The sequence below is a fragment of the Amycolatopsis sp. genome, from assembly GCF_025464955.1.
In the GTDB taxonomy this organism is placed as follows: domain Bacteria; phylum Actinomycetota; class Actinomycetes; order Mycobacteriales; family Pseudonocardiaceae; genus Amycolatopsis.
In genome coordinates, this window is sequence record NZ_JAODNM010000118.1 from 66,135 (window position 1) to 83,220 (window position 17,086).

The 17,086-nt window shown below is 67.6% G+C and carries 17 protein-coding genes and 1 tRNA gene; 12 read left to right on the plus strand and 6 right to left on the minus strand.

The genetic code is table 11. The annotated features are described in order from the left end of the window. Window positions 1–8 precede the first annotated feature (8 nt). A complete protein-coding gene (locus tag JWQ81_RS29115) occupies window positions 9–170 on the minus strand; it encodes a DUF4177 domain-containing protein (RefSeq protein WP_297546566.1) in 162 nt (53 codons plus the stop codon). A 213-nt stretch (window positions 171–383) separates the two neighbouring features. On the opposite strand from JWQ81_RS29115, the gene JWQ81_RS29120 reads away from it, so the two are divergent. The 5 genes from JWQ81_RS29120 to JWQ81_RS29140 all read left to right on the plus strand — a co-directional run bounded on the left by JWQ81_RS29120 (window position 384) and on the right by JWQ81_RS29140 (window position 4,730). After that, complete coding sequence (locus JWQ81_RS29120; protein WP_297546568.1) at window positions 384–1,205, plus strand: alpha/beta fold hydrolase; 822 nt, start codon at window positions 384–386, stop codon at window positions 1,203–1,205. A 68-nt stretch (window positions 1,206–1,273) separates the two neighbouring features. Next, the gene (locus JWQ81_RS29125; RefSeq protein WP_297546570.1) at window positions 1,274–2,215 is read left to right on the plus strand and encodes an alpha/beta fold hydrolase; all 942 of its coding nucleotides are present in this window, start codon (window positions 1,274–1,276) and stop codon (window positions 2,213–2,215) included. A gap of 99 nt (window positions 2,216–2,314) precedes the next feature. Then, on the plus strand, window positions 2,315–2,563 hold the full coding sequence (locus JWQ81_RS29130) for a hypothetical protein (RefSeq protein ID WP_297546572.1): 249 nt from the start codon (window positions 2,315–2,317) through the stop codon (window positions 2,561–2,563). 21 nt (window positions 2,564–2,584) lie between these two features. Next, the gene (locus JWQ81_RS29135; protein ID WP_297546574.1) at window positions 2,585–3,589 is read left to right on the plus strand and encodes an ArsA-related P-loop ATPase; all 1,005 of its coding nucleotides are present in this window, start codon (window positions 2,585–2,587) and stop codon (window positions 3,587–3,589) included. 1 nt (window position 3,590) lies between these two features. Further along, on the plus strand, window positions 3,591–4,730 hold the full coding sequence (locus JWQ81_RS29140; RefSeq protein WP_297546576.1) for an ArsA family ATPase: 1,140 nt from the start codon (window positions 3,591–3,593) through the stop codon (window positions 4,728–4,730). A gap of 65 nt (window positions 4,731–4,795) precedes the next feature. On the opposite strand, the gene JWQ81_RS29145 is transcribed toward JWQ81_RS29140, so the two are convergent. Then, the gene (locus JWQ81_RS29145) at window positions 4,796–5,083 is read right to left on the minus strand and encodes a WhiB family transcriptional regulator (protein ID WP_297546578.1); all 288 of its coding nucleotides are present in this window, start codon (window positions 5,081–5,083) and stop codon (window positions 4,796–4,798) included. Between the two features lie 350 nt (window positions 5,084–5,433). Between JWQ81_RS29145 and JWQ81_RS29150 the strand changes: the two genes are divergently transcribed. The 5 genes from JWQ81_RS29150 (at window position 5,434) to JWQ81_RS29170 (ending at window position 10,672) form a co-directional block, all read left to right on the plus strand. Beyond that, window positions 5,434–7,773, plus strand: coding sequence for a transglycosylase domain-containing protein (locus JWQ81_RS29150; protein WP_297546580.1), 2,340 nt, complete (start codon window positions 5,434–5,436; stop codon window positions 7,771–7,773). 37 nt (window positions 7,774–7,810) lie between these two features. Then, a complete protein-coding gene (locus JWQ81_RS29155; protein WP_297546582.1) occupies window positions 7,811–8,278 on the plus strand; it encodes a hypothetical protein in 468 nt (155 codons plus the stop codon). A 10-nt stretch (window positions 8,279–8,288) separates the two neighbouring features. Continuing rightward, window positions 8,289–9,029 carry a transporter substrate-binding domain-containing protein gene (locus tag JWQ81_RS29160; protein WP_297546583.1) on the plus strand — a complete coding sequence of 247 codons (741 nt, stop codon included), beginning with the start codon at window positions 8,289–8,291 and terminating at the stop codon, window positions 9,027–9,029. A 635-nt stretch (window positions 9,030–9,664) separates the two neighbouring features. Beyond that, window positions 9,665–10,528 carry a metallophosphoesterase gene (locus JWQ81_RS29165; protein WP_297546598.1) on the plus strand — a complete coding sequence of 288 codons (864 nt, stop codon included), beginning with the start codon at window positions 9,665–9,667 and terminating at the stop codon, window positions 10,526–10,528. Between the two features lie 70 nt (window positions 10,529–10,598). Further along, window positions 10,599–10,672 (plus strand) — tRNA-Pro (locus tag JWQ81_RS29170). A 133-nt stretch (window positions 10,673–10,805) separates the two neighbouring features. Here JWQ81_RS29170 and JWQ81_RS29175 read toward each other — a convergent pair. Next, the gene (locus tag JWQ81_RS29175) at window positions 10,806–11,564 is read right to left on the minus strand and encodes a methyltransferase domain-containing protein (RefSeq protein WP_297546585.1); all 759 of its coding nucleotides are present in this window, start codon (window positions 11,562–11,564) and stop codon (window positions 10,806–10,808) included. 39 nt (window positions 11,565–11,603) lie between these two features. Here JWQ81_RS29175 and JWQ81_RS29180 point away from each other — a divergent pair, with 39 nt between their 5' ends. Continuing rightward, window positions 11,604–13,448 (plus strand): prolyl oligopeptidase family serine peptidase, encoded by a 1,845-nt coding sequence (locus JWQ81_RS29180; protein ID WP_297546586.1) that lies wholly within the window; start codon window positions 11,604–11,606, stop codon window positions 13,446–13,448. A 67-nt stretch (window positions 13,449–13,515) separates the two neighbouring features. On the opposite strand, the gene JWQ81_RS29185 is transcribed toward JWQ81_RS29180, so the two are convergent. Together JWQ81_RS29185 and JWQ81_RS29190 are read right to left on the minus strand one after the other, a co-directional pair. Next, window positions 13,516–13,776 (minus strand): 2-hydroxymuconate tautomerase, encoded by a 261-nt coding sequence (locus JWQ81_RS29185; protein ID WP_297546599.1) that lies wholly within the window; start codon window positions 13,774–13,776, stop codon window positions 13,516–13,518. Beyond that, window positions 13,739–14,368, minus strand: coding sequence for a TIGR03085 family metal-binding protein (locus tag JWQ81_RS29190; RefSeq protein WP_297546588.1), 630 nt, complete (start codon window positions 14,366–14,368; stop codon window positions 13,739–13,741). The genes JWQ81_RS29185 and JWQ81_RS29190 overlap by 38 nt, the downstream gene beginning before the upstream one ends. Before the next feature lie 98 nt (window positions 14,369–14,466). Between JWQ81_RS29190 and JWQ81_RS29195 the strand changes: the two genes are divergently transcribed. Further along, a complete protein-coding gene (locus JWQ81_RS29195; RefSeq protein WP_297546590.1) occupies window positions 14,467–15,528 on the plus strand; it encodes an NADH:flavin oxidoreductase/NADH oxidase in 1,062 nt (353 codons plus the stop codon). Here JWQ81_RS29195 and JWQ81_RS29200 read toward each other — a convergent pair. After that, window positions 15,525–16,916 (minus strand): glutamate decarboxylase, encoded by a 1,392-nt coding sequence (locus JWQ81_RS29200; RefSeq protein ID WP_297546592.1) that lies wholly within the window; start codon window positions 16,914–16,916, stop codon window positions 15,525–15,527. The two genes, JWQ81_RS29195 and JWQ81_RS29200, sit on opposite strands and share 4 nt — an antisense overlap. Window positions 16,917–17,086 lie beyond the last annotated feature (170 nt).

Below are 17,086 nucleotides of genomic sequence, written 5' to 3' on the forward strand. Positions count from 1 at the left end.
GTGATCGATCAGCCCTTCGGTCGCTTGAGATAGGCGACGTGCTGCTCACCCGACGGGTTCGGCAGCACGGTGACCAGCTCCCAGCCGTCCTCGCCCCACTGGTCGAGGATCTGCTTGGTCGCATGGATCAGCAGGGGAACGGTGGAGTACTCCCATTTGGTGGCGCTCATAGCGCGAGCGTAGCCAAGGCGGCAACCTCGCCGGCGGCAAGCCAGGAATATTGCGCAGAGTGACGGCCACTGACCCAGAGTCCACCCTGATGTGTCCTAGGCAGGACGCTGAAACTGCAGGAATCTCAAGGGTGACATCTTCTTGACTCCCTGGAGCTCCACTTGCGTCGCCGTAAAGTCGGCTTTATCGCTGCATCCGTCCTACTAGCCGGCTTGCTCGCCCCCGCGACCGCGGCGGCGCTGCCCGGGGTCAACGACTGGTCGTGTCTCCCGAGCGCCGCACATCCGGATCCCGTGGTGCTCGTCCACGGCACCGACGACAACAAGGACACCACCTGGGCCGTGCTCGGCCCGCAGCTCAGCCAACGCGGTTACTGCACATTTTCGTTGACCTACGGCGTTTTGCCGAACGCGCCGGTGGTCGGCACCGTGGTCGGTGGGCTGATGCCGATCGAGTACAGCGCCAGTGAACTGCAGTCCTTTGTGGATAACGTGCTGGCCGCCACCGGAGCGGCCAAAGTGGACATAGTCGGCTACTCGCAGGGCACGATGGTGCCGACGTACTACGCGAAGAAGCTCGACGGCGGCGGCAAGATCAACCGGTACGTCAGCCTCGCTCCGGTGTGGAACGGCACGAACCTCGACGGACTGGCCGACTTCTACGCGATCCTGCGCGCGCTCCGGCTCGGCTCGCTGACGAGTCTGATGACGAACTGCCTGGCGTGCCCCGAACTGCTGACCGGGTCGGACTTCCTGAGCGAGATGCACGAAGGCGGGATCTTCCTGCCGCAGATCACCTACACCAACATCGTGACCCGCTACGACCACAACATCGTGCCTTACACCAGCGGGCTGGGCACTGGGCCGAACGTGACCAATGTGGTCCTGCAGGACACCTGCCCGAGCGACCACATCACGCATATCGGCCTGGCCGCCGATCCGAACGCGATCGGGCAGGTCTTCAACGCGCTCGACCCGCGCCATGCGTTCGCGGTGCCCTGTGTCGCGGTCGACGGGACTGCGCCAAGCCAGTGAACCACTGGCCCACCCGGCGGTCGTGTGGTTCACTTCACACCTACTCGTGAGTAGTTAAGGAGTCGGGCATGCGGACAATGAAGTCCCTGGTCTCAATCGTGCTGGCCGCGGCGTTGACGTTGCTGGTCGCGCCCGGCGCACAGGCGGCGACGCTGCCGGTGCCCTACAACCTGGCGCCGGGCGTGACGCAACAGCTCCTCGCCGCGGACAGCCCGCCACCGGGCGCGAACAACTGGTCGTGCCGGCCGAGTTCGGGGCATCCCGAACCGGTGATCCTCACCCACGGCCTCGGCGCGAACCAGACGGTGAACTGGCAGACGTACAGCCCGCTGCTCGCGAACAACGGTTACTGCGTCTTCACGCTGACCTACGGTGCGCCCGCGACCGGAGTCCCGATCTACCAGCCCGCAGGGCTCGCGCCGATGGAACAGAGCGCGGCACAGCTCTCGGCCTTTGTGGACAAGGTGCTCGCCGCCACCGGCGCGGCCAAAGTGGACATCCTCGGACACTCCGAGGGCACGCTGATGCCGAGCTACTACGTGAAGTTCCTCGGCGGCGCGTCCAAAGTGGACAAGTACGTCAGCCTGACGCCGCTGTGGGACGGCACCACCCTGCTCGGCCTGTCCAACCTCTATCAGTTCGTCAGCGGGCTGGGCCTGCGGCCTGTCGTCGACGGCGTGCTCAACCCCGTCTGCGGTTCCTGCGCGGAGTTCCTGCACGGTTCGGACTTCCTGGGCAAACTGCACAGCGGCAACGGGATCTTCCAGCCCGGCGTGACGTACACCAACATCGTCACCCGCTACGACGAGCTCGTCTCGCCTTACACGAGTGGGCTGGGCACCGGCCCCAACGTGACCAACATCGTCCTGCAGGACACCTGCGGCCTGGACTTCGCGGAGCACCTCGGCCTCGCCGCGGACCGCAACGCGGCCGGCCACGTGCTCAACGCCCTCGACCCGGCACACGCCAAGCCCGTGCCCTGCTCCCCCGCCACTCCGCTGGGGAGCTAGTCACCGGCGGCACTGCGACGTGTCGTGAAGGCCACCTTCACGGCGTAAGGCGCACTCAACTAGGCCTTCACGGCCCTGCGCCGACGCTAACGTTGAGGGGTGGAGACCTGGCGAATCATCGCGACGGTGCTGCTGGCCGCGGCAGGGGTGCCGCTCGTGCTGATCGTGATGGCCAAGACCCGCGACCATCGGAACAACTCGGGCACGGTCGCGATCGCCGGGGCGGTGACGCTGACCATCCTGATCCTGCTGGGTGTGGTGATGCTCACCGTGCTCCCCACGATGGTGACCTGGGGGATCGTTGTGGTGGTGGTCGCAGCGGTCAGCGTCATACTGCTGGCCAGCTGAGGACTGAATTAGGGTGAACAGGTGACAACTCCCCCCGGCGGCTGGACCGACGAACTCGCGCGTGCCCGGCTGCACTTCGTCAGCGGCAAGGGAGGCGTCGGCAAGACGACCTTGGCCGCGTCGCTCGGACTCGCGCTGGCCACCGGCGGGCGCCGGGTGCTGCTGATCGAGGTCGAAGGGCGGCAGGGGGTGGCGCAGCTGTTCGACACCGAGCCGCTGCCCTACGCCGAGCAGCGCATCGCGTCCGCGCCGGGCGGCGGGGAGCTGCGCGCGCTGCACATCGACGTCGAAGCCGCCTTGCTCGAGTACTTCGAGATGTTCTACAACCTGGGCTTCGCCGGGCGGACACTGCGGCGCATGGGCGCCATCGAGTTCGCCACGACCCTCGCGCCCGGGCTCCGGGACGTGCTGCTCACCGGCAAGATCAAGGAGTGCGTCGGGCGGACCGAGTCCGACGGCAGGCACACCTATGACGCCGTCGTCGTCGACTCCCCGCCCACCGGCCGCGTCGTGAAGTTCCTCGACGTCACCAAGGCGTTGACCGACCTCGCCAAGACCGGCCCGATCCGCGGCCAGGCCGACGGCGTGGTCCGGCTCCTGCATTCCGGCGAAACCGCGGTACACCTGGTGACCCTGCTGGAGGAGATGCCCGTGCGGGAGACCGTCGAGGCGGTCGCCGAGCTGGACGGCGCCGATCTGCGGCCCGGCGCGGTGCTGGTCAACCGCGTCCGCCCGCCGCGGCTGCCGGCGCGCTCGGTCACCGCCGCCGCGGACGGCCGTGTCGACGCCTCGCGGGTGCGCGACGGGCTCGCGTCGGCCGGACTGAAGCTGAGCGCCGACGTGCTGGACGCGCTTGTCGAGGAGACCGTCGAGCACGCGATTCGCGTCGCGGCCGAACAGCGCGCACGTGAGCAACTCGCCGAAGCGGACCTGCCGACGCTCGAGCTGCCCGATCTCACCGACGGCGTCGATGTCGCGGCGCTGTACGACCTGGCCGAGGCCCTGATCGCCCAGGGAGTGCGCTGACATGCCCGAGGAAACCGACGTCCTACTCGACATCGACGCCCTGATCGACGACCCGAAGAGCCGCGTGATCGTCTGCTGCGGTTCCGGCGGGGTCGGCAAGACGACCACGGCGGCGGCGCTCGCGCTGCGGGCGGCGGAGCGCGGCAGGCAGACCGTCGTGCTCACCATCGACCCGGCTCGGCGGCTCGCCCAGGCACTCGGGCTGAAGGAGCTCGGCAACCACCCGAGGCAGGTGGTCGTCGAGGGTTTCGAGCCCAAGGGCGAGCTCTGGGCGATGATGCTGGACATGCGGCGCACCTTCGACGACATGGTGCGCAAGCACGCCGGGCCGGAACGGTCCGAGGCGCTGCTGTCGAATCCCTTCTACCAGACCATTTCCACGTCGTTCTCCGGTACGCAGGAGTACATGGCGATGGAGAAGCTCGGCCAGCTCGCGGCGACGGACGACTGGGACCTGATCATCGTCGACACCCCGCCGAGCCGGTCCGCGCTGGACTTCCTCGACGCGCCGACGCGGCTTTCCAGCGCGCTCGACGGCCGGATGATCCGCCTGCTCACCGGGCCGGCGAAGGCGGGCGGCTGGGGCCTGCGCAAGGTGGTCACGACCGGGTTCTCGATCTTCGCGAAGGCCGTGTCGACGATCATCGGCGGCCAGCTGCTGGCCGACGCGTCGGCGTTCATGCAGGCCTTCGACAGCATGTTCGGCGGGTTCCGCGAGCGGGCACGCAAGACGTCGGAGCTGCTGCGGTCGAAGGGGACGTCGTTCCTGGTGATCGCCGCGCCCGAGCCGGACGCGCTGCGCGAGGCGAGCTACTTCGTGGAGCGGCTGTCGGAGGAGTCCATGCCGCTGGCCGGGTTGGTCGCGAACCGGACCCATCCGGTGCTGGCGAAGCTCTCCGGCACGAAAGCCACCGCCGCGGCCGACGCGCTGGAGCACGGCGAAAAGGCGCTGCCGCTGGCTGTGGCCGTGCTCCGGCTGCACGCCGACAGGGTGACCCTGGAGGCGCGCGAGACGCGGCTGCTCGCCCGCTTCACCAAAGCCCATCCCGAGGTCCCGGTGGTGCGGGTCCCGGCGCTGCCCAGCGACGTCCACGACGTCGAAGGCCTTCGTGACATCGGCGAGCGGCTCGCTGGCTCGTGAGTGTTCCGGCCGGTTCCGGTGTCCTGCGGGACACCCGCACCCGGGCAGGCCGGAACACTCACGAGTCAGCTGACGCCTACGAAGCGCTCCTTCGCCGAATCGAGGAGTTCACGCCAGTTGTCGACGTCCGGACGCCGACGCAGCAACGCCCGCCGCTCACGTTCGGTCATCCCTCCCCAGATGCCGAAGCTGATCCGGCTATCCAAGGCCTCGGCCAGGCATTCCGCCCGTACCGGACACCCCATACAGACGTTCTTCGCCTTGTTCTGCTCGGCACCGCGGACGAACAGGCCGTCCGGGTCGGTGTCGCGACACAAGGCGTTGATCCGCCAGCTCGACTGGTTGGTTTCCATGCCCCCAGCTCCCCTCCTGACTGGTGTTCGACACACCTGCCGGGTGAAGAAAGCGATCTTGCCGCCCCTACCCCCTGCGAGCGCGTCTCCCGTAGCTCACGTCGGTCGACCGACACCTCCCCGGCGCCGGCTGCCTCAGGACGACCAGGCGGGCTCTCGCCCACTCCACTCGTCCGCTGGCTTTTCTTCGTGAGACGTTGACGGACTGTAGGGGCCCTCGGTTCCCCCCGCCAGTACCAGAATGCCTTCCACTACGGAACGTCACCACATGGGGGCTGTTTTGTGACCGAAATCGGCGTTCGGGGCGCGCACGTCACGGCGGTCATACCCGTTCCGCGTACCCTGGCCGCGTGCGCAAAACGGACGGTCTGCTGAAGCTCATTGGCCTGTGTGTGCTCGCGGGGGTGCTCGTCGCCGGGGTGCTTTTCCCCATCGCGGGTGCTGCCGGGGTCCTGTCGAACCAGGCGAGCGAGACGGTCGACAAGACCTCGTCCGACCTCGCCCAGGTCCCGCCGCCGCTGGTCACGAACATCACCGACTCCTCCGGCGCGACGATCGCGACGCTGTACGACCAGTACCGGCTGCCGGTCGCGACCAGCCAGATCAACGACGCGATGCGATGGGCGCTGGTCTCGACCGAGGACAAGCGGTTCTATGTCCACCACGGCGTCGACTGGCAGGGCACCCTGCGCGCGGCGGTCAGCAACGGCACCGGCGGCGACACCCAGGGCGCCTCGACGCTGACCCAGCAGTACGTGAAGAACTACTTGATCAACGTCGTGTATCGCAACGACAAGGCCGGGCAGGCCCAGGCACGGGAGCAGTCGGTCTCGCGGAAGCTCAAGGAAGCACGCATCGCGATCCAGCTGGAGACCAAGCTCTCGAAGGCGCAGATCCTCACCGGGTACCTCAACATCGTCGAGTTCGCCGGGTCGATCTACGGCATCGGCGCCGCCGCCCAGGCGTACTTCGACACCACGCCGGAGAAGCTGACCGTCCCGCAGGCGGCGCTGCTCGCCGGCCTGGTCAACAACCCGATCACCTTCGACCCGTGGAAGCACCCGGACGCGGCCACCAAGCGCCGGAACCTGGTGCTCGACCGCATGGTCGACAACCAGAAGCTCGCCGCCGCCGACGCGGCCAAGTTCAAATCCCAGCCGCTCGGCGTCGTCCCCGACGGCCCGAAGAAGCCCAGCGCCAACTGCACCGGTGCCGCTCCCGAGGCCGGCTTCTTCTGCCAGTACGTCGAGGAATACCTGCAGAACGCGGGTTTCAGCCTCGACGATCTGATCACCGGCGGTTACACGATCAAGACCACCATGGACGGGAACATTTCCCGGACCATTCGCGCGTCGATCCTGAAGAACGTCCCGCAGGTTCCGCCCAACGCACCAGGAATCTCGCAAGCGTTCTCGGTGGTCCAACCCGGCGACAAGAGTCATAACGTGGTCGCCATGGTGTCGAACCGTGCCTTCGGTAACGATATTTCGAAGGGCGAGTTCAACCACAACCTGATATCCGAGCCCGCGAACGCCTTCGGCGGGGGGTCGTCGTTCAAGATCTTCACCAGCGCGGCGGCGTTGGAGAACGGCAAAGTCGGGCTGAACACGCAGATGTCCAATCCGCAGGTAGCGACCTTCCCCATACCCAACGCGACCAAACGCGATCTTCCCTACACGCTGAACAACGACAACAAGCCGAACGAAGATCCCATCACCCTGGCCCGAGCACTCGCTATTTCACCCAACACGGCGTTCGTCGGCCTGGAACTGCAAACGGGCATGCCCCAGGTGCTGGACATGGCCTACCGGCTCGGTCTGCGCAATACCTTGCAGTCCAACGCTGTCGGCACCGCGCCAAGCCCGAAAAACGTGCCGACAGGATCGCAGGACACAAAGGCCTACTCGCTCCCCCAAAGCGAGTACTACCAAAGCAAACCATCGTTCACGCTCGGCGTGAGCGCGGTCAGTCCGCTGGAAATGAGCAACGTCTCCGCCACTATCAAGAGCGGCGGCGTCTGGTGCCCGCCCAACCCGATCGGCTCGATCACCGACCGGGACGGCAAGCCGGTTTCGTTCCCGACCGAACCGTGCGAGCAGGTGATCTCGCAGTCCGTCGCGAACACACTACTGGCCGGGTTGAGCCAGGACACGGTGAACGGTACTTCGGCGGCGGCGGCACACGCGGCCGGTTGGACACGCCCCGACTACGGGAAAACCGGGACCACCAACGCCAACAAGTCGGTGGCGTTCGTCGGCGGTGTGAACGACTACGCGGTGACGTCGATGGTGTTCGCGGACGGCAGCATCCGGCCTGAAGGTATCTGCAAGACGTACCCGATCCGAAGCTCCGATGCCTGCACCGTGAGCGGTGGTTTCGGTGGCCCCATCGCCGGTCCCGCCTACTTCGATGCGTTCAACCAGATCCTGGCCGGCCAGCCCGACCAGCCCCTGCCCGGCCCGGACCCCGCGTTCCTCGACATCGGCGACCACGGCCCGATCGTCCCGTTCACCATCGGCAAAAAGTCGGACGACGCCACGAACGTCCTCAAGGCGGCGGGCTACAACGTGACGACACAGAACCTCAAGAGCAAGACCGGGGTCGGACAGGTGCTCGGGCAAACACCGCAGGGCCTGGTCGCTCCGGGCGCGACGATTACGCTCTACGTCAGCGCCGGCGGCATTTCCTAACAAAACCGACCTGGGGGGACGATGATTACCATGGCTCGTGAGCAACACCGGTAACCCCAGCCGTCGAGCAGTCAGGACTGTCTCCTGGCTGCTCGGCGGCGCCATTCTGATCGGCCTCCTGATATTCTTCTGGGACACTTATGGGTTGCCCAGCACCAATGATCGTGTCCTCCAGCAGGCAACAGCCGACGCGCAACGGCAGGCACAGAGCGCCGCTGACAGCCTCCCTCTTGCGTCACAAGACGGAACACTGACCGACGACGAGATCAAGCAGACGATGACTCAGTCGGCTGTTGGAACCAATAGCATTCACCGTGGCAGCTCGAGCATCGTCATGAAAACGCAGATATACGTCAACCGATCGGGAGCATTCGGCTCTATCGGGGTATCGCCCTGCTATGAAGGAGGTGGAACGATCGTTCTCGAGCAGTTCCGCGCCAACGACTTCAGTTTGGCCGAGTTCGTCTCCGAAGTAGCGCGCAACTCCGGCAACTGCTTTGGCTAAACTCGGACCTATGACGCCGCAGCCGATTGATCCCGCACTCGTCTCCACGTTCGCTCCTCAAGGGACACTCCGGGCGTCGATCAACCTCGGCAACCCGATCCTGGCGAACCGGGGCGCGAGCGGTAATCCGGTTGGGGTGTCGATCGATCTCGCGCACGAGTTCGCGCGGCGGCTCGGCGTCGAGATCGAACTCGTGGTGTTCGAAAAGGCCGCGGCGTCGGTTGATGCGGTGAAGGGTGAGCAGGCTGACATCGGCTTCTTCGCCATCGATCCGGCACGCAGCGAGGGGCTGTTGTTCACCGCGCCTTATGTGCTCATCGAAGGCAGCTACCTCGTGCCCGAGTCGTCGGGTCTGACTGACAACGCACAGATCGACGCCGCCGGCCGACGCATCTCAGTCGGGTCGGGCAGCGCCTACGACCTGTTCCTCACGCGCGAAACCAGCCATGCCGAGATCGTCCACTTGCAAGGCGCCAAAGCCGCACTCGCAGCCCTGCGCGCGGGCGACGTCGAAGTGGCAGCCGGTATCCGCCAAGTACTCGAAGACGAAGCTCAGCGGGCGCCCGGTTTGCGTGTGCTACCGGGACGTTTCATGGTGATCCAGCAGGCCATGGGCACACCTTCCAGCCGAGGAGCCGAGGCGCAGGCATTGCTTGCCTCGTTCGTCGAGGAGATGAAGGCCACCGGCTTCGTCGCCGATTCGCTGAAGCGCCACCACATCAACGGCGGAACCGTCGCCCCTGCCGCCTGATATCCGGCGCACACTGTCAACCGTCACAAATCAATCACGATCAGCCGAATCTGGATAGACGTAGTGAGTATCAGATCCCTTTTCGAAGAGTCGCCAACTTTCCACCACGCCGGAACACGCTGGAAATATTTCAAACCTGACCGCTTCAGAGAATGTCGACCGCTCCGAGAAGGATTCGATCCCCCCGCACTACACGAAATGGACATTGCACGTGCAGGCGGTAAAAAACCTCGTTTCTTCTCAGGCCGACTTCTACCATGTTCACGGTCCTCCCGAGATCAGTCACCCGGCAACCCTCAAGTGCAGCCACGGCTCTCGAAAGCTCAGCGAGAGTAGCCCTGGCCGCGCCGCACACGCCGTCCGTCGAAGCATTGCGCAAATGGTTGCGCGACGCCGTCGAAACCTTGTCGGCGAGCGCCGTCCCGGCCGAGCCAGGGCCGGGCGGATCCTGCGGCTGTCTTCCGCCGCTTGCACCGCGGCGTCAACACGCTGGCGGACTGGTTCGAGGCAGGGACTGGGCCAGGAGAATGCCAATCACCCGCAAGCGGGAGGACGCACGTATCCTGAACCTTGTGAGCACGCTGAGTAACAAGAACACCGCAGGGGCCCTCGCGAAACGCCTCGCCGTGGGGACGATGGTCCTCGGCGCGGCGACGCTGGGTTATGCCGCCGGGATCGAGCGACGGCACTGGACGCTGCGGACCGCGGAGGTGCCGGTGCTGGCGCCGGGGTCGCGCCCGATCCGGATTCTGCACATCTCCGACCTCCACATGCTGCCCAGCCACCAGTCGAAGCAGCGGTGGGTCGCGGCCCTCGACAAGCTCGACCCGCACCTGGTCGTCAACACCGGGGACAACCTGTCGCACCACCAGGCCGTGCCGTCCGTACTCCGCGCGCTCGGGCCGCTGCTCGACAGGCCGGGCATGTTCATCTTCGGCAGCAACGACTACTACGCGCCGAAGCCGAAGAACCCCGCGCGCTACCTGATGCCGAGGGGCCGGAAAAAGCGCATCCACGGCGTCCAGCTGCCTTGGCGCGACCTGCGTGCCGCGTTCGTCGAACACGGCTGGGTCGACCTGACCCACGTCCGCCGGACGATGAAGGTCGCCGGGCAGCAGGTGTTCGCCGCCGGCGTCGACGACCCGCACCTGCGCCGCGACCGGTACGACGACATCTCCGGCCCAGCCGACAGCGCCGCGGTGCTGCGGCTCGGCCTCAGTCACTCACCGGAACCGCGGGTGCTCGACGCGTTCGCGACAGACGGTTACGACCTGGTGCTCGCCGGCCACACCCACGGCGGCCAGCTGCGACTGCCCGGCTATGGCGCGCTCGTCACCAACTGCGAGCTCGACCGCTCGCGCGCCCGCGGCGTCTCCCGCTGGGGCGCCCGGATGTGGCTCAACGTGTCCGCCGGCCTGGGCACCTCGCCGTACGCCCCCGTGCGGTTCGCCTGCCCGCCCGAAGCGAGCCTGTTGACGCTGGTCGCACGCGATCAGTAGGCCCCAGTACGCCCGCCAAACGGGATCAGCTAGACTTCCTTTCGGCCCAAAAAGCAGTAACGCAGTACATCGGGGTGTGGCGCAGCTTGGTAGCGTGCCTCGTTCGGGTCGAGGAGGTCGTGGGTTCGAATCCCGCCACCCCGACGGTAGATCTGGGAGATCCTTGCTCGCGGAAGACGCGAGCGAGGATCTTCCTTTTTATTTTCCGGGGTCGAACCCCGGGCCCCGCCGGGGGGCGAGCCCCCTGGACCCCCGGTGGTTGCGTTGACTGGGTTGCTTACCGGGTCGCGAGGATTTCGGTCCAGTGCTGGGCGAAGTCGCCGTCGCGGCCGCGCGCCCACGCCCAAGCAGATCTGGCCGCGCTGGCGAGCTGCTCACGGTCGGCACCCGGCTCCTGCAAAGCCGCGATGAGCCGCACTTCGACGTACTCGGCGAGCTGGCGGTACGTCATGTCCGGCCGGTGCCGGGTCCGCATCCTGGCCACCTGGAAACCCGCCTGCTCGACGTTCTCCGCCAGCCGCCGCCCGGCGAACGGGTCCCCGCCCGAGCGCTTGCGCAGCAGGAAGTGCCCGCGCAGCGCGGCCTCCACATTGCCCGTCCGCGGCCGCAGCTTCGCCCGGCTCCAGTCCGAAGTGGACAATGCGATCGAGCCGCCGGGGCGCACCACGCGGCGCAGTTCGGCCAGCGCGTCGGCGGGCCGCGCCAGATGCTCGAACAGCGCGTGGGAGAAGGCGACGTCCACACTCGAGTCCGGCAACGGCAGGTGGTACACGGACGCGGCCAGGAAGTCCACAGTAGACAGATGCTGGGCGGCGGCGCGCGCGAGCGCGATCTGCCCCGGCTCGGTGTCGACGCCGAGCACCCAGGCGGCCGGCCTCAGCCCGACGGTGATCGAGCCGGGTCCGCAGCCGACGTCGAGGACGCGGGAGTCCGTGGTCAACAGGGGCAGGACGAACTCAGCACGGTCCGGGGCACTGCGCCCGGCCATCATCGAAATCGCGTCCCGCGCATAGCCCGGCGCATAACCCTCTAGCACCCCGCACACAGTACGGGCTGAACCTGGCAGGATCGAGGGGTGAATACAGCGCCTGGCACCCAGTATCCGCCCGCGGTGGTCCCGGACCGCCTCTTCGACGACGCCGAAGCCGAGTCGCGATGGCGCGCCCGTTTCCACGCCAAACGCCTGTCCGTGCCGGACTGGGCGATCGACGCACCGGACGTCAACCTCTACGTGTCCAACGCCAGCGGGGTCTGGGAGGTCTACGCCTGGAACCGGGCGACCGACGAGCACCGCCAGGTGACCGACCGCCCCAACGGCACCATGCACGCCTTCCCCTCGCCAGACGGCGCGTGGATCTGGTGGTTCAACGACACCGACGGCGACGAGTTCGGCTCGTGGGTCCGCGAGCCGTTCGCCGGGGGCGCCGCCGCCGAGCGGGCCGTGCCGGACGTCCACGACGGCTACCCGGCCGGGCTCGAGGTCGGCGAGAACCTCGTCGTGGTGGGTGTGTCCACCGACGACGGCAGCCAGCTCTTCGCCCATGCCGACGGCAAGACGTCGCTCTTCTACTCCCACGAGGACGACGCCGGCATCGCGTCGATGTCCCGAGACGGACGGCTCGTGACCATCTCGCATTCCGAGCACGGCGACTCGCGCCACCCGGCGTTGCGGATCCTCGCGACGGGCGACTTCTCCACCGTTGCCGAGAAGTGGGACGGCGAAGGCAAGGGACTCAGCGCTCTCGAGTTCTCCCCCATCGCGGGCGACGCGCGGATGCTGGTGGTGCACGAGCGCCGCGGCCGCGAGGAGCTGATGATCTGGGACGTCGAGGCCGACACCGAGGCCGAGATCGAGCTCGACCTGCCGGGCGAGGTCGCCGCGAGCTGGTACCCGACGGCCGACGCGCTGCTCGTCGCGCATTTCCACCAGGGCCGCAGCTCGCTGTTCCGGTACGACATCGCCACCGGCGCTCTGTCCTCTTTGGATACTCCGCCGGGGCGGATCGGCGGCGCCGGCGTCCGCCCGGACGGCTCCGTCGAATACTCGTGGTCCAGCGCCGCGCAGCCGACGGCCGTGCGCGTCCGGACGCCCGACGGCACCGACAGCGTGCTGCTCGAACCGCCGGGTGAGCGCGCGCCTGAGTCCGCGCCGATCACCGACACGTTCGTCGAGGGGATCGGCGGGCAGATCCACGCGCTGGTTTCCCGGCCGACGGACGCGCCGGATGGCCCGCTGCCGACGGTCTTCTCGCTGCACGGCGGGCCGCACTCAGCCGACGAGGACCGCTTCTCGGCATACCGCGCGACCTGGCTGGACGCCGGTTTCGCGGTCGTCGAGGTGAACTACCGCGGCTCGACCGGGTACGGCTCCGCGTGGCGGGACGCCATCGAGGGACGGCCCGGCCTGACCGAGCTGGAAGACGTCGCGGCCGTGTACGACTGGGCCGTCGAAAGCGGGCTCACCGACCCCACCAAGTGCGTGGTGAACGGCGCTTCGTGGGGCGGCTACCTGTCGCTGCTCGCCATCGGAACCCAGCCGACGCGGTGGGCCGGAAGCGTCGCCAGCGTCCCGGTGGCCGACTACGTCGCCGCGTACGAGGACGAGATGGAGCAGCTGCGGTCCTTCGACCGCGCGTTGTTCGGCGGCGCGCCGGACACGGTCGGCGCGGTGTACAGGGAGTGCTCGCCGATCACCTACGTCGAGGCCGTCGCGGCGCCCGTCCTCGTCCTGGCCGGCGACAACGACCCGCGGTGCCCGATCCGGCAGATCGAGAACTACCTCGACCGGCTCGCCAAGCGCGACCTGCCGTACGAGTTCTACCGCTACGACGCCGGGCACGGCTCGCTGGTCACCACCGAGACGATCAAGCAGACCCTGATCGAGGTCCACTTCGCCCTGCGGGCCGTCGGTTTGCGCTGATCAGAGAGTTGTCCACAGCAGTTTGTCCACAGGTCTGTGAACCTGTGGACAACTGCTGTGGCGGCGTTCAGTCGCGGTCGGAGACGAGGATCCCGCCGATGCCCCAGTGCTCGCCGGGGGTCTCGGTGATGACCACCCGGACGTTCTCGGTCTTGCTGCCGCAGGTGCGGACGAACGCGTCGGTCAGTTCGCGGACGAGGTCACGCTTCTGGTCCTGGGTGCGGCCGGGAAGCATGTTCACGTTGATGATCGGCACGGTGTCTCCTCGTTCGCGGGGTCCCGCCGGAAACCTACATCCCGCGCTTGACGCCCTGGAGTGCCTCGACAGCGGACTCCGGGCCGTCGAACGTGACGTTGGCGCCCGCCGCGCGGCCGAACGCGTACATCAGCAGGTCCATCGGCTCACCGGTGACCGTGACGGGGTTCTCGCCGGCCTTGGCGACGGCCTCGCGGCCGTCGGGGGTGCGCAGGGTGACCCCGACGGGTGTCTTGCGGAAGTTCAGTTTGGCCGACTGCTTGACGTTCTTCCACGTCGCCGCGTCACGGACGGGCTCGGCGGGGCGCGGCTTCCAGTCGGGCTGCGCGCGGCGGACGTCCTCGTGATGGACGAGGAACTCCGCGGTGTTGGTGAGCTCGTCGAGCTTGCCGATCGACGTCGGCCAGAACTTGCTCGGGCCGGCGCGGAACAGCTTCACCAGCTCGTCGTACGGCCGGGCCGCGTAGCTGTCCTGCACGCGCTGGGTATGCCCCGCGAACGCCGGGATCATGATGCCGGGCGACGCGTCGGCGCGGTGCTCGCGAATGATCAGGTGCGCGGCGAGGTCCCGCGTCGTCCAGCCTTCGCAGAGGGTCGCGGCATCCGGCCCGAGTTCGGTGAAAAGATCGGCCAGCGCTGTGCGCTCGTCCTTGGCAACACTCATTCTCCGGAGATTACTCGCAGGTAGCGCACGGTGCCTTTTTCAGGTGGGAAACAGCACTCGAAGGAAGAAACCCTGAGCCGCGCACGCTATAAATACGTGTGAGCCACCTTTTCGAACCGCTGAAGCTGCGCGACCTCACCCTGTCGAACCGGGTCTGGGTCTCGCCGATGTGTCAGTACTCCGCCACCGACGGACTGCCCGACGACTGGCATCTGGTCCATCTCGGCCAGTTCGCCGCGGGCGGTGCCGGGCTGGTGCTGACCGAGTCCAGCGCCGTGACCCCGGACGGGCGCATCAGCCGGCAGGACGTCGGGATCTGGAACAGCGACCAGGTCGCCGCGTGGCGCCGCATCACCGACTTCATCCACGCTCGCGGCGCGGCGGCGGGTATGCAGCTCAACCACGCCGGGCGTAAGGCGTCGACGATCCGGCCATGGGACGGCAACGGCAGTGTCCCCGCGAGCGAGGGCGGCTGGCAGTCCGTCGGCGCCGACGCGCAGGCGTTCGGGGTCTACGACTCGGCGCGTCCGCTCACCGAGTCCGAGGTCGCCGCGATCCCCGCGCTGTTCGCCGCCGGTGCCCGCCGCGCGCTGGACGCCGGGTTCGACCTCGTCGAGCTGCACTTCGCCCACGGCTACCTGGTCCACCAGTTCTACTCGCCGCTGTCCAACTCCCGGACCGACGGCTACGGCGGCGACTTCGACGGGCGTGTGCGGCTGGCGCTGGAGATCGCCGAGGCCGTCCGCGCGGAGGTCGGCGAGAACGTTCCCGTCTTCGCGCGCATCTCGGCCAGCGACTGGACCGAGGGCGGCTGGACGATCGACGACTCGGTCCGCCTGGCGCGGCTGCTGGGTGAGCGCAGTGTCGACCTGATCGACACGTCGTCCGGCGGCAACACCCCGAAGGCGGAGATCCCACTCGGACCGGGTTACCAGGTGCCGTTCGCCCGGCGGATCCGTGCCGACGTCGGCATCCCGACCGGCGCCGTCGGCATGATCACCGACGCCGAGCAGGCCGAGGAGATCGTCGCTTCAGGCGCGGCTGACGCCGTCTTCCTGGCGCGGGCACTCCTCCGCGACCCGCACTGGCCGCTGCGCGCCGCCAACACCCTCGGCGCCGACGTCGCCTGGCCCGACCAGTACGCCCGCGCGAAGTCCTAGTGGTGAAACGCTGTGCTCAGGGCGGGGTCATGCGAGGGCGCGGGCTGGGCTGCTAGTTCCGGCAGGATGCGGCTCAGGTCGCCGAGCAGCAGGTCCGCGAGGTCGTGGGTGAAGCCGTTGCGGACCACGATCCGCAGCACGGCGAGGTCGGTCCGGTTCTCCGGGAACGTGTACGCTGGCACCAGCCAGCCGCGCTCCCGCAGCCGCCTGGAGATGTCGAAGACGTCGTACGCGGTCACCTCGGGTTTGGTGGTGAACGCGAACACCGGCAGCTCGTCGCCGCGGGTCAGCAGCCGGAACGGGCCGAGCTCGCCGATCCGGTCCGCGAGCTCTGTCGCGACGTCGCGAGACGCCTGCTGGACGGCGCGGAAGCCTTCGCGCCCGAGCCGGACGAACGTGTAGTACTGCGCGGCGACCTCGGCGCCCGGCCGCGAGAAGTTCAGCGCGAAGGTCGGCATGTCGCCGCCGAGGTAGTTCACGTTGAACACCAGCTCGGCGGGCAGCGCGGCCTTGTTGCGCCACACCACCCAGCCGACACCCGGGTACACCAGGCCGTATTTGTGCCCGGACGTGTTGATGGACGCGACGCGCGGCAGCCGGAAGTCCCACTCCAGGTCCGAGTCGAGGAACGGCGCGATCATCGCGCCCGACGCGCCGTCGACGTGCACCGGGATGTCCCAGCCGCGCTCGGTCTGAAGCTGGTCGAGTGCGGCGGCGATCTCCGCGACGGGCTCGTAGCTACCGTCGAAAGTGGACCCGAGGATCGCGACGACCCCGATGGTGTTCTCGTCGCAGCGCGAGATCGCGCCCTCGGCGGTCAAGTGGAACTGGTCGCCGTCCATCGGCACCAGCCGCGGCTCGACCTCCCAGTACTCGCAGAACTTCTCCCAGCAGACCTGGACGTTCGCGCCCATTACCAGGTTCGGCTTGCCGCTGCGGCCGAGCTTCGACCAGCGGCGCTTGAACGCCATCCCGGCGAGCATGCAGGCTTCGGACGAACCAGTGGTCGAGCAGCCGATGATGTCCGTCGGCTCCGGGGCGTTCCATAGGTCGGCGAGGATATTGACGCAGCGGCGCTCGAGCTCGGCCGTCTGCGGATACTCGTCCTTGTCGATCATGTTCTTGTCGACGCAGTCGGCCATCAACTCACGGGCCTGCGGCTCCATGTACGTCGTCACGAACGTGGCGAGGTTGAGCTTCGCGTTGCCGTCGAGCATCAGCTCGTCGCGGACCAGCTGGAGCGCGGTGTCCGGGGGCAGCGGGTTGTCCATGAGACTGTCATGGGGCAGCGTCAGCTCCGCCGCCAGTGCCGGGTTTGCCCCGGTATACAACGGATTCGTCCCACCGCGACGCGTTTCGGAACTCGGCTTTCCCTTGTGCAGCACCATGCCCGCGACCCTACTGACTCGTGAGCGTTGCGGCCGGTTCTAACCGGCTGTCCCAGCCCAGGACATCGTGAACAGTTTATGTCTCAGAACATCGTGAACACTTGCCCGGCCAGCCTGCATGGTCACCGGTCCGAACCCGGTGACCATGCACCATGGCCAGAACAGGGTTT